This window comes from Psychrobacter sp. UBA3962, from assembly GCF_002385225.1.
Lineage (GTDB): Bacteria > Pseudomonadota > Gammaproteobacteria > Pseudomonadales > Moraxellaceae > Psychrobacter.
Genome location: NZ_DGDC01000023.1, coordinates 16,022 through 28,697 on the forward strand (window position 1 = coordinate 16,022; position 12,676 = coordinate 28,697).

The 12,676-nt window shown below is 41.1% G+C and carries 12 protein-coding genes; 7 read left to right on the forward strand and 5 right to left on the reverse strand.

The window, feature by feature from the left end; translation table 11 throughout:
• The first annotated feature begins 78 nt into the window (after window positions 1-78).
• From B3S92_RS06175 to B3S92_RS06185, 3 genes are all read left to right on the forward strand, one after another.
• Complete coding sequence (locus tag B3S92_RS06175) at window positions 79-219, forward strand: entericidin A/B family lipoprotein (RefSeq protein ID WP_077451147.1); 141 nt, start codon at window positions 79-81, stop codon at window positions 217-219.
• Between the two features lie 316 nt (window positions 220-535).
• Complete coding sequence (locus B3S92_RS06180; protein ID WP_077451146.1) at window positions 536-1,066, forward strand: inorganic diphosphatase; 531 nt, start codon at window positions 536-538, stop codon at window positions 1,064-1,066.
• Window positions 1,067-1,257: 191 nt separating this feature from the next.
• Window positions 1,258-1,662 (forward strand): hypothetical protein, encoded by a 405-nt coding sequence (locus tag B3S92_RS06185; RefSeq protein WP_296203894.1) that lies wholly within the window; start codon window positions 1,258-1,260, stop codon window positions 1,660-1,662.
• Between the two features lie 23 nt (window positions 1,663-1,685).
• Here B3S92_RS06185 and B3S92_RS06190 read toward each other — a convergent pair whose 3' ends face one another.
• From B3S92_RS06190 to B3S92_RS06200, 3 genes are all read right to left on the reverse strand, one after another.
• Complete coding sequence (locus B3S92_RS06190) at window positions 1,686-2,762, reverse strand: lipase secretion chaperone (RefSeq protein WP_296203895.1); 1,077 nt, start codon at window positions 2,760-2,762, stop codon at window positions 1,686-1,688.
• A gap of 28 nt (window positions 2,763-2,790) precedes the next feature.
• Entirely contained in the window at window positions 2,791-3,825 is a 1,035-nt protein-coding gene (locus B3S92_RS06195) for an esterase/lipase family protein (protein WP_296204033.1), read from the reverse strand.
• Between the two features lie 89 nt (window positions 3,826-3,914).
• On the reverse strand, window positions 3,915-4,583 hold the full coding sequence (locus B3S92_RS06200; RefSeq protein ID WP_296203897.1) for an alpha/beta hydrolase: 669 nt from the start codon (window positions 4,581-4,583) through the stop codon (window positions 3,915-3,917).
• Between the two features lie 143 nt (window positions 4,584-4,726).
• On the opposite strand from B3S92_RS06200, the gene B3S92_RS06205 reads away from it, so the two are divergent.
• The 4 genes from B3S92_RS06205 (at window position 4,727) to creC (ending at window position 9,913) form a co-directional block, all read left to right on the forward strand.
• Entirely contained in the window at window positions 4,727-6,127 is a 1,401-nt protein-coding gene (locus B3S92_RS06205) for a glycerophosphodiester phosphodiesterase family protein (RefSeq protein WP_296203898.1), read from the forward strand.
• Window positions 6,128-6,270: 143 nt separating this feature from the next.
• Entirely contained in the window at window positions 6,271-7,047 is a 777-nt protein-coding gene (locus B3S92_RS06210) for a sulfite exporter TauE/SafE family protein (RefSeq protein WP_296203901.1), read from the forward strand.
• Window positions 7,048-7,247: 200 nt separating this feature from the next.
• Window positions 7,248-8,051 carry a response regulator transcription factor gene (locus tag B3S92_RS06215; RefSeq protein ID WP_077451141.1) on the forward strand — a complete coding sequence of 268 codons (804 nt, stop codon included), beginning with the start codon at window positions 7,248-7,250 and terminating at the stop codon, window positions 8,049-8,051.
• The gene (gene creC / locus B3S92_RS06220; RefSeq protein WP_296203905.1) at window positions 8,048-9,913 is read left to right on the forward strand and encodes a two-component system sensor histidine kinase CreC; all 1,866 of its coding nucleotides are present in this window, start codon (window positions 8,048-8,050) and stop codon (window positions 9,911-9,913) included. Before B3S92_RS06215 ends, creC begins: the two co-directional genes overlap by 4 nt.
• Window positions 9,914-9,945: 32 nt before the next feature.
• On the opposite strand, the gene B3S92_RS06225 is transcribed toward creC, so the two are convergent.
• Together B3S92_RS06225 and tkt are read right to left on the reverse strand one after the other, a co-directional pair.
• Window positions 9,946-10,170, reverse strand: coding sequence for a DUF2798 domain-containing protein (locus B3S92_RS06225; protein ID WP_296203907.1), 225 nt, complete (start codon window positions 10,168-10,170; stop codon window positions 9,946-9,948).
• 322 nt (window positions 10,171-10,492) lie between these two features.
• Window positions 10,493-12,490, reverse strand: a complete 1,998-nt coding sequence (gene tkt / locus B3S92_RS06230) for a transketolase (RefSeq protein WP_296203910.1) — start codon at window positions 12,488-12,490, stop codon at window positions 10,493-10,495.
• Window positions 12,491-12,676 lie beyond the last annotated feature (186 nt).

Genomic DNA, 12,676 nt, shown 5'->3' on the forward strand with positions numbered 1-12,676 from the left:
TAGGTTAAAATATAATTTTATCCTTATCACTTGGTGATGAAATTTTAGCATTTTTTTGATTTATATTAAGGACTCAACATGAAAAAGTTAGCTTTTGCATCTTTAACTGCATTAATCGTATTATCTGGTTGTAACACTTTCAAAGGCTTCGGTCAGGACGTGTCTAAAGCAGGTGAAGGCGTTACTAAAACTGCTGATAAAGTAGAACAAAAAATCTAAGCTTTTTTAACTTGGGTTTTTATGCACCCAAAGTTAAAAAGTTTGAAGTTTAAAAGCAGGTTGGTCAGAAAGATACCACTTTTAAGCTCTACTCTACTTGTGGTGTATAAATGAGAGCTCACTTTTAGTGGGCTCTTATTTTTTTATCTTAATATTTTCTAAGTAATAACAGCACTAAAAAGGCTTTTTATCTGTGACAAATGTTTATTTGGAATATTCTCATAACTTGGCATTCATCTAAAAGTTGTTATAATCAGCATGAAATTTAAAACTATTACAATTCAATGCTCTTTACGAGCTTATAACGGAGAAAAAAATGGCAGATTTTAACGTAATTTTAGATGCAGGTGATGTTGACGGCGGCGAGATTAACGTTGTAGTTGAGATTCCTACGGGCAGTAACCACAAAATCGAATGGAACCGTGAGCTGGCTGTATTTGAATTAGATCGCGTAGAACCTGCTATTTTCGCTAAGCCATGTAACTATGGTTTCATCCCTCAAACTCTTGATGAAGATGGCGATGAGTTAGACGCTTTAATCATCACTGAACAGCCTTTAACCACAGGCATCTTCTTAAAGGCTAAAGTTATTGGTGTAATGAAGTTCGTTGATGACGGCGAAGTAGATGACAAAGTAGTTGTGGTTCCAGCTGATGACCGTAACAACGGTAACGCTTACAATAGCTTAGAAGACCTACCAAAACGTCTAATCGAACAAATCGAGTTCCATTTCAGCCACTATAAAGACCTGAAAAAAGCAGGCACTACAGTTGTTGAGTCATGGGGCGATGTTGAAGAGGCTAAAGAAGTTATCAAAGAAGCGATCCAGCGCTGGAAAGACAAATAATCTAAAAAGCTATTGGCTATATCAATAACCAATTAAGCTAATTAAAAAAAGGCACTTTGAGTTCTAATTCAAAGCGCCTTTTTTTATGCCCTAAATTTCACTAGAGTTTTACTATATAATTGGTCATTATTAACAACTTACAATCTTCACTATATCCCATCTTACTTGCTAATGCTTTAATGAGACTGACTATGCACAATAAGAACACGTCCAATAAATTGCCAAAACACATTGCTCAAATGGTCGAAAAAAACAATTTGGTATTGGCCATAAAGTCATTGTCTGAAGAGCAAAATATAAGTATGAGTGAGGCCAAAGACTTAATTGATGATTATGAGCAGAGCATAAAGCAGCAACAGAACAAAAAAGTTGAAGCCATTAGCCAAAAACAAAATAAAAGGCAGGGTATCAGACAAGGCAATCAGCCCATTAAAGATAACCCAAAACTACAATCTCTAAATAGTGGCTTAGACAATCGTCTAAACTCCATGGGTTATAAACCGCCTATGGTCCCTTACTGGGTTAAACGTGTCTTTGTTATTTTGCTAGTTATAGCCATTTTAAGTCTTTTATTTTGGCGATTAATGCCTAAATAATAAATCGAGCTTGATTGACCGCTCTATTGGGACTGATTTTTAAACTGCTCATAGCCTACCAAACGTTTTTGCTCATTGTCACTAAATAACCTTTTCTCTAAAGCTGCTATCTGTTGCTGCTTCTCAGAAGCTGAAACATTCGAGTCTGTTATCTGTTGCTTTTGTTGTTGATAACTCTCAAAACGGCGGTCAAAATCTTGAGTCTGCTTATCTAATTCTGCCAATCTGTGTGCTGCTTCTATCCCCACCAGTTCGGTACGCATCTCAAGCAGTTGCTGATCATTAGCGCCTCGCTTTTTCATCTGTTCGGTTCGGGTCATGAGCTGCTGTAAATTGGCTTGTTGCTCTGCTTGTTTCTTGGTTAAAGAACCCGGTAGATTTTGCAAATATCTTTGTTTAGCTTGCTGTTTTTCAGCATTAGATAATGACTTATCTTGAGCTATTTTTAGCATCTGCTTATTATATGCTTGCAACTGATCTTCAGTACTAAAAAAAGCTGCTTCAACTTTAGGTGTGAATAACTGACGTCTAACCGTTTTTACTTGTTGTTGTTGTTTTTCAATAGCTTCGATAGAGTTGGCTGGCTTATTAGATTGGCTTTGAATCGCAGCAACTTGCTTTAAATAGGTTTGATATTGATAATATAGCTTGATGGCTTCATTGGCAGCGGGCTGAGGTGTGGTATTTAAAATATAGGCTTCTACCCGAGCATCGATAGTCTCACTCTCCTCTTCCCCTAAGGCAGAAAGAAAGTAATCATATAATCGTCTGAGTCCTCGAGTGGCCACCAACTGTGCTTTATCATTAATGATAATTTCGCCATCTACCTCGGTGCCTTGTAGCGACCGTGGCAAGTCCTCTACCCCTGTTATAAAGTTATCAGGGCGATAAGGCAGGTCTTCTATTGATTGCTCAGGGTCAGAATCCTGTATCGAATTACTAGTCTCTATAGTCTCAGAAGTAGAGGTTTCAGATTTAGTATTGGTTGACTGCTTATTGGCATTAAGCTTTACCATCAGCACTAATAGAGCCAATACTGCCAACATAATTAGCCCAGCCAGCAATAGCCAAAACCCTTTACGATTTGGCTTGTTTATCATCTTTGCTCTCTCTTATTTGATTGTCTACCTAAAGACCTTCATTTTTTAAGCGATTAACCTGACTGCGATAAACCGATACCGGATCCACCTCTCCCCAAGCAACCAATCCCAAAAACTGATTGACTGAGTCCAAATGATTCATCTTATAATCATCACGAATGACATAACCCAAACGACTGGAGCATGCAGAAACTAGGCCATCATTGGGGTCGTCTTTGCCAAAAGTAAGGCCGGTTAAAGCTAAGACATAATCACTTGGGTCTAAACCACTGGTAATGGTCCCTACTCCTGAAAATGAGTAATAAGGGATGCCATTGACGACATAGTCCTGCGGTGGCTGTCCACAGTACTCACTAGGCATAGCTGCTGGATACTTAAGGTTATAATACTCAGCCATATAGTCGCTAGTAAGCCCAGTCACTGCTCGTAATGAGTCTTGTTGCTGCAGTTGCTTTAGACTAATGCCAGAGCCCACATCCAAAAATCTTCCCAAAAATTTATGGTAAGAAATAAGTGCCCTGCCTAATAAGTTGTACTCACCCTCAGGGTAACCGGATCTTGCACTGCTTTCGGTAATTAACTTCAATACCCAGTCTGCCATTTTTGAGCCCTGCTCTGGGCTTGCCACCGCAGTGATTGAAGCCACATGCTCAGGCGCAACAGCTGCGACATAGCGAATATCTATCCCGCCCAAACTATGACCAATTAAGTTCACTTTCTGCTTGCCAGTCACTGCAGCAATGGTTTGTACCTGCTGTAGTAACTGCTCGCCTCGAAACTCAGCATCATGGATGGCAGAAGTTTTGGTGACATAGACCTCACTACCCCCTTGCATCAGAGCCTGTGGGATGCCATTAAAATAACCCAATAGACCAAATAAAGTATTAAACCCACCCAGCCCATGGGCCAATACTACTGGATATTGTGTAGCGGTCGAGTCATCTTTTGGCTCAATACTAGAGATTAGTTGACAGCCATTAGGGTTTGAGCAATTGTAATACTCAGCGGCCACAGCAGGCTGCATTAGGCCCAAAAATATTACCAAGCCTAGACTTGTAGCTATAAGATTGGCTACAAGCCTAGTGGGCCAGTGACATTTCTTATGATAAAGATGTCGCGACTGATATCGATAAGCAGGTAAGCCCACAGCCTTTACAGCACATTGGTTAGCCACTGCCCAATGGCCTTAATCTGTGGTAGACAAACTTGGTGTGCCATAGGGTAAGTATTAAACTCCACTTGATAGCCTTGATTGGTTAGACTCTCATTAGCCATCTGACCCAGTACCACGGGTACTACAGGATCTTGGGTGCCATGGTCAATCTTGATAGGCAAGTCTTTATTAATAGCCGTATAGGTTGATGGCTCATCAATCGCTAAATAGGTAGATAAAGCCATTAAGCCTGCTAGACGCTGAGGGTAAGTTAGCGCCACTTGATAGGCTATCGCTCCGCCTTGTGAGAAACCAGCAATAACGATATTTTCTGGATTAACACCCCGCTCAATTTCACGTTGGATCAAATCCTTGATGGCCTCTGCAGACTTCTGGATTTGCTCCACATCGACCTTACGATTCAAGCTCATTTCTAAAATATCGTACCAAGCCGGCATCACCATTCCTCCATTAATGGTGACTGGGATTTGCGGGGCATGTGGAAAAACAAAACGCACTGCCATCTCTGAGCCCAGCCCTAGCTCAGGCACTACCGGTTCAAAATCATGACCATTAGCCCCTAAGCCATGTAGCCAAATTACTGACTTATCAATGGTCTTGTTTGAGGGATTATGCTCTACGATTACACAGTCTAAATATTGCGTCATAACGATCCTTTATTACTTGTTATCAATGTCTGTTCTTTAAAAAAGCCAAATGTCATAAAACTGTCAATTATTTAAGCTACTTTACAGGCTAAAGTTATCTCATAGTTGCCAATATTAACACACCTATTTATAAGGAAGCTTGAATGTCATTTTATAGGAATAAAGCTAATAATAATTTGGATACCCACTGTAATAACAACAACTATAATGCACCTGCTGTTAAAAACAAAATAATACTAGCTACGGGACTGTGTTTTGGCCTATCTAGCCTATTACTGTCAGGATGTAGTAATTTATTGGCCGAGTCTAATCAGAACCCTACAGCTTCAGGCAGTTCCCAATCAACAAACCCTACCACTGCTAAACCAAAGTCATTAGTAGGCTATAGTTATGGTAGCCGTCCCCTATACTTAGTAGATGACATGGACAATAGCCCACTGAAAACACAGTTAAAAGCATGCGAAGGCCAAACTGCTATGAAGTCTGACTTCTCGATTTCTCATCGCGGTGCCCCTTTGCAATACCCTGAGCATACTTACGATAGTTACCTAGCAGCTGCACGTATGGGAGCCGGTATTTTAGAATGTGATGTGGCCTTTACCAAGGATAAGCAGTTGGTTTGTCGTCATGCGCAAAACGACTTACACACCACAACCAATATTCTAGCCACGCCTTTGGCAAAAAAATGTAGCACCCCACCAAAATTTGACGCTAAAGGTCAATTAACCAATGCTGATAAAATCGAGTGTCGCACCTCGGATATCACTTTAAGTGAGTTTAAATCCCTACGCGGAAAAATGGACGCTGGCAATACCAAAGCCAAAACCCTTGAGCAATATATGAATGCAACTGCCCCTTGGCGCACTGACTTATATAGCCAAAATGGCAAACTGCTGAGCTTAGAGGAACACATTAAATTAACTGAGAGTCTAGGCCTGAAGCACACCCCTGAGCTGAAAACTCCGGCTGAAAAAATGCCTTTTGGTAACTATACTCAAGATCAATATCGCAAACAGCTTATCGACACCTATAAAAGAGCGGGCGTGCCAGCTGACAAAGTCTTTGCTCAATCATTTGATATTGAAGACGTTAAGTATTGGCTAAAAAATAATCCCGACTTTGCAAAAAATGCGGTGTATTTAATAGATGATAGCAATGAGACAGCGCAGGGTAAGACTTTTGATAAGAATGATCCAACCACCTGGAAGCATTCAATGCAACAGTTGAAAGCCATGGGTGTAAATATCATTGCTCCGGCCACATGGCTGTTGGTAACCAGTGATGGAAAAGGTCGTATGATGCCTTCTGAATATGCCAAAGAGGCAAACAAGGCAGGCCTTAAGATAATCACTTGGTCTATCGAGCGCTCAGGTCCTTTGGCAAATGGGGGTGGCTGGTACTACACGGGTCTAGAAGATGCTATAAATAATGATGGCGACTTAATGAGCTTTATTGACGTATTAGCACAAGAGGTAGGCGTTATGGGTATTTTCTCTGATTGGCCTGCCACAGTTACTTATTATGCCAACTGTAAAGGGCTATAGACTGCTTAAAGCTCTTCACAGTCAAAACCCTATATTTTAAGTCATACAATCTCAGCTTTAGTCTAAAGTATTTTATATTTTAGGCTAAAGCTTTTTAGGTTAAACTTAGCTAAAGTATGACATTAACAGAGGGCTAAATACTGATGTTTGTTGATTCTATAACCCTGATTCAGTCTATTCCGGTTTGGCATCTTGCTAGCTTATTTATACTAGGTATCTTAGCCTTCGTTATCTCCACAATCTCCGGAGGTGGTGGGGCGCTGATTTTGATTCCTGCTACTTCGGCTTTAATCGGCGCGCCTGCTGCTCCCCCTGTCATCAATTTAGGTACTTTCATCTCTCGCCCCTCGCGGATGATCATGTTTTGGCATGACATAGATTGGGGTCTTATCAAATATTATGTTCCCAGTGCCGTGATTGGTACTTGGTTAGCTGGTCTTCTGTTTAGTAAGCTTAATGCGCAGTGGATACAGCTATTGGTCGGCGTATTTTTAGTTTCAACGATTTTTCAATATAAATTTGGCAAAATCGACAAAACCTTTAACATGCCCAAATTAGGGTTTATACCGTTAGGGTTTGTTGTTGCATTCATCAGTACCTTGGTAGGTGGATTGGGCCCAGTGCTCAATCCATTTTATATGAATTCTGGGCTAACAAAAGAGGACTTAATTGCTACCAAAACCGCCAACTCTTTCTTTGTCGGTATCGCACAGATTGGCAGTTACGCTTTTTTTGGGGTATTAACCGCTAAGCTTTGGATTTATGGCTTAGTGTTAGGACTCGGTGCTGTCCTCGGCAATTACATAGGCAAGCAGTTTTTGACAGGCATGACTGTTAAACAATTTCGATTGTTGTTATTGATTCTTATGGTAGTTAGTGGCGCTTATATGATTTATGACAATATAAATGTATTTTTCTAAATTCCATGTGACAAGCTAACGACCTGCTCTCCACATTCATTAATTTTCCATAGTCTGACCATCTTAAACACATCTCTTTTTACACTGGCTATGCTAGGATTAGCAGTATATTTTGATAGCATAGTATCTATCTTAGTCTTATATATTTAAGTTATTTAATACCCTGTGTACCCTCATTGTTCTATAAATTGGTATCCCTCATGACTGCCTCGCAAAACGCATTAGCTTCCAACTCCCCTGCCCCGCATATTTTAATTGTTGAGGATGATCCGGCCATCGCCACCTCACTTAGAGTGACTTTCAAACGCGAAGGCTGGCAAGTGACTTGGCTAGATAATGCCAGTAGTGTTATTCCCACTTTAAAGAATTTTAATGATCAAAACCAATTGGTTTCAGGTATTGTACTCGATGTGGGTCTGCCCGATGGAGATGGCCTAAATCTATGTCAAGACATTCGTCATAGCGATAGTATTGGCTCTTTAAAACAGCTGCCTATCGTATTTTTGACTGCGCGAAGTGATGAAGTGGATAGAATTCTGGGCCTAGAGATGGGCGGTGATGACTACTGTCCCAAACCCTTTAGTCCTCGCGAATTAGTGGCTCGATTAAAAGCGATTTGGCGCCGAGAGCAATTAACCGCTTCTAATGTAGACAGCCAAACGCTAGATTCTAATGAGGGAACAGAGCCGCAATTTTTCGAGCTTGAATCAGGGACTTGGCGTTATGAGCCTCTGACCTACACCTTATATTGGAACGATAACAAATTAGAGCTTAGTAATACTGAGCGTAAGCTACTTTTGGCCTTACTTGCCAATCCTGAACGCGTTTTTAGCCGAGAACAGCTGTTAAACTCGATCAGTGATTATCCTGATCATCGTTTGGCACGTACCATTGACAGTCATGTCAAATCCATTCGTAAGCAGTTGGCTCAAGTGAGTGACCAGCAAGACTTAGAAATCATTCACACCCATCGCGGCTTAGGCTATGGACTTTGTGCTTCATGACTGACCCAAAAGACAGCGACAAAAAACCGCCCGTAAATTCAAATAACTGGTACGCTAAGCTACACCCTATCGGTAGAGAGATTCCGCCTATCGTGCCGGATACCAAGCCCAAAAAAATCCTCAATCTAAGTCTATTTTTTAGAATTTGGATTGCGGTAGGTATTATCGTCATCATCTCAGGCATTGTGGTATTCAACCAGCTTTTTAATTATGTACGTCCCATTACTCAGCAAGTTATTGAAGACACCTTAGTTGATACCTCAAAGCTCTTGGCCGCCAGCCTGCAATCTGCCGTTGAATCGGGAGAGATATATGACAAGCATTACCAAAGTATGTTGGATAAGGCTTTTCTAGCACCAGAGATTGTAGCGAGTAGTGAAACAGAGCCTAGAAACACAGCGCGCCAATCCAACCAACCCTCTAAACAACCATCTAATATGGAGCGCCCTAAAGAGAATGGTTGGCTGGACTCCTCTTTGTCTACTGACTCGTGGTATCACGATAAAACTCATAGTAGCTTCCGGGTTTATATTACCGATAAGCATGGAGTGGTTATCTATGACTCGCTTCCCAAAGACAGCAATAGTACCAAAGAGTTTGTTGAAAAAAATGCGGAAGGTGAAGATTATTCAAGCTGGAACGATGTCAATCTAACCTTACAAGGTAAATATGGCGCCAGAACCACACGTACTGATCCTGAAGATTCTACTTCCTCCATCATGTACGTCGCCCAACCTATTTATAGCTCAGCAGATAATCAGGAAATTATTGGGGTGGTTAGTATTGGCAAACCCACCGCTACTGTTTTGCCTTACCTGAATGCCACCCGTCAGCGCATGCTAACTGCCTCACTAATCATTAGTATCCTCACTTTAATGATGGCAGGGCTTATTGCTTGGTGGCTACGTCAGAGTACTTTATTGGTGACAAGATATACCCAGTCATTGGCACAAGACACTAAAAAGCCTTATTTTTACTTAGGCAAAGAACTTAATGAGCTTAGTGACACTATTGAGAGCATGAAGCACCGTTTAGAAAACAGAGCTTATGTCACCGATTATGTGCACACCCTTACTCATGAATTAAAAAGCCCCTTAACCGCGATTAGAGCCAGTGGTGAATTGCTTGAAGAGACCGACTTAGACAGTGAAGATCGGCTGATGTTGAGTCAAACCATTACTGAGCAAAGCATCAAACTGCAGTCTTTAATCGATAGGCTATTATTACTGGCCAAAATTGAGCAGCCGACGTTTAAGCTTGCCATGCAGCCCATTAACCCAGATGCGTTAATGAAAACGTTAATCTCAGGCAGTGAAATGCAGCGTCAAAATCAACATGTTCAAATTGACTATCAGTGCCAAATTACCGACCCTGAAACTAAGTTTATACTGGCCGATGAGTTTTGGATCACCCAGGCGCTGCAAAACGTACTAGACAATGCTTTATACTTTGCCAAAAGCAAAGTTATCGTCTATTTAACCCTAAAGAGCTTTAATAAGATTGACTATATTCAGCTGTCTGTCATTAATAATGGCGACTTGATACCTGTATATGCTTTAGAAAAAGTGTTTGATCGTTATTTCAGTTTATCGCATCAATACCATCGACAGCCCAGTAATAGTATCAATGCAGGAGCCAATAACCCGCAACCTCAAACACAAGCAAAAAAAGGCACTGGCTTGGGGCTTACCCTAGTCAAGCAAGTTATTGAACGCCATGGGGGCATGGTCACTATTCACAATTTACAGTCCTTTCCAACTGAGTCCAGTGAAATAGCTTCTGATGAGATAGAAAGCACTGGGGTTGAACTAACCCTTTATCTACCTGTGACTTCGATTGCTTCTTATTCGATTGCTTCTTAACAGGTCAAAACCTTTACAACATAAAGTAGAAATTACTGGGTCTTCTCCAGAATTTTACGAGTCAGGTTTTGCACCGGTTGACCAATGATTAATACAATAACGAAAGCAGCTGGCAAGGCTATCTTCCAAGCATTGAAAAAATTGCTAAAAAAAGCATCTGACCAGCCCAAATTTATAAAAGTAATAAACATTGTCATTATGCCAGATAGTAATGTTGCCATGATTGCTGTATTAACTAAGCGAAACTTAAAACCCATGTTTAACCTCTTATTCTAATTAACTAATGTTGGCTAAATAAGTTCTATTTTTGCCCTAAAAATAATATTATACATAAATATATATTATTTTATAATTAATAATATAAACAACTAAGTTTTATTTTAAGCAGGTGAAGGAGTTTTTAACTCACTTTATCCCAATCACTTATAGAGCTTAGTCTACGGCAACCTTAAAACATTGGTCATCTTAGCCATCCATTAGCCAACAAAAAAGCTGCCAGAATTATCTGACAGCTCTTTTTATTAATCTAGTATTTAATATAACTGAGTATTAAATCTAGAAAATGAACTTATTAAATTATTACACTAAGCTATTCACGGCTTCTACCACTGCTTCTTCAGTGATACCAAACTCTTTAAACAGATCACCGGCTGGCGCAGATTCACCGTAAGTAGTCATGCCGATAACTTTACCGTCTAGACCCACAAACTTGAACCAGTAATCAACGTGAGCCGCTTCTACCGCTACACGAGCACGGATATTTGATGGCAATACTGACTCACGGTAGTCACTGTCTTGAGCGGTGAATACTTCAGCACATGGCATTGATACCACACGAACGCCCACGCCCTGCTCGCTTAATGTGTTATAAGCATTCATCGCTAAGCCCACTTCTGAACCAGTAGCAATGATAATCGCTTGTAGCTCAGATTTCTCTTTAGCCAATACATAACCGCCTTTAGCAATATTAGCCACTTGCTCGCTGTCACGCTGCTGGTGCGGTAAGTTTTGACGGCTAAAGATAAGAGCAGATGGATTGTTCTTAGCTTTTAAAGCTTCAGCCCAAGCTGTCGCTGATTCAGTAGTGTCACAAGGACGCCAAGTGTGCAGATTTGGGGTGGTACGTAAGCTGGTTAACTGCTCAACGGGCTGATGCGTAGGACCATCTTCACCCAGACCGATTGAGTCGTGAGTATAAACATGGATAACGCGCTGCTTCATCAATGCACCCATACGTACTGCGTTACGAGCGTATTCCATAAACATCAAGAAAGTAGCCACGTAAGGGATAAAGCCGCCATGGATAGCGATACCATTGGCAATAGCTGTCATACCAAATTCACGGACACCATAATAGATGTAGTTACCATCAGCATCTTTCTCAATGCCTTTTGCGTCTTTAAAAAGCGTTAGGTTTGAGCCTGCTAAGTCTGCTGACCCACCCATTAGCTCTGGTAATAAAGGCTGGAAAGTATTGATAGCGTTGAAGCTGGCTTTACGGCTAGCTACGTCTTCACCTTGCTCTTGACACTGCTGGATGTATTCTTTAGCTTGTTGTTCAAAGTCAGTTGGTAGCTCGCCTTCTAGACGACGTAGCAGCTCTGCGGCAAGCTCTGGATAAGCTTTTTTATAAGCTTCAAAGTCAGCTTCCCAGTTTTTCTCTAGAGCTTCACCCTTGGCTTTGGCATCCCAAGCTTCATAGATTTCATCTGCCAATTTAAAGGGTGCATGCTTCCAAGCCAACTCATCACGAGTTAAAGCGATTTCATCATCGCCTAATGGCGCACCATGGCTTGACGCTTTACCCTGTTTGTTCGGGCTACCCACGCCAATGATGGTCTTACAGATAATCAAACTTGGTTTGCTGGTTTCTGCAATGGCTTGTTCAGTGGCTTTAGTAATGGCATCGGCATCATGGCCATCTACTTTAAGCACTTGCCAGCCATAGCTTTCAAAGCGTTTTTCAGTATCGTCAGTGAACCAACCTTCTACTTCACCATCGATAGAAATACCGTTGTCATCATAGAAGAAGACCAATTTACCTAGACCTAAAGTACCGGCTAAAGAAGCCACTTCATGGCTGATACCTTCCATCAAACAGCCATCACCTAAGAAAGCGTAAGTGTGGTGATCGATGATATTGTGGCCTTCACGGTTGAACTGAGCAGCTAAGGTTTTCTCAGCGATAGCGAAGCCCACTGCGTTTGCAATACCTTGACCTAAAGGACCTGTAGTGGTTTCAACCCCTGGAGTATAGCCAAGCTCTGGGTGACCAGGCGTTTTTGAATGTAGCTGACGGAAACTCTTTAAGTCATCAATGCTAACATCATAGCCTGTTAAATGAAGTAATGAATAAATTAGCATTGAGCCATGACCGTTAGATAACACAAAACGGTCGCGGTTGTGCCAATTTGGATTTGAAGGGTTATGCTTTAAAAATTTACGCCACAATACTTCAGCAATATCAGCCATACCCATTGGTGCGCCTGGGTGCCCTGAGTTGGCTTTTTGTACCGCATCAAAAGAAAGCACACGAATGGCGTTAGCTAGTTTGCGTTCAGATATAGGTGTTGACATAAAAAATCCTAGGTTTTGGTAGTCAGTTAAAACTAAATGAGTTATTGCCAGGGTAACTAGATAAGCGGCAAGCGAGTCACTTACAGCTTATCCTCGATAAAACATTAAAAGATAAGATTAAAGGCTAGCTGAGATGCTCTTCAACCAGTTAATCCCTTCTAAAATCTTATGAAACGATGCGGATTA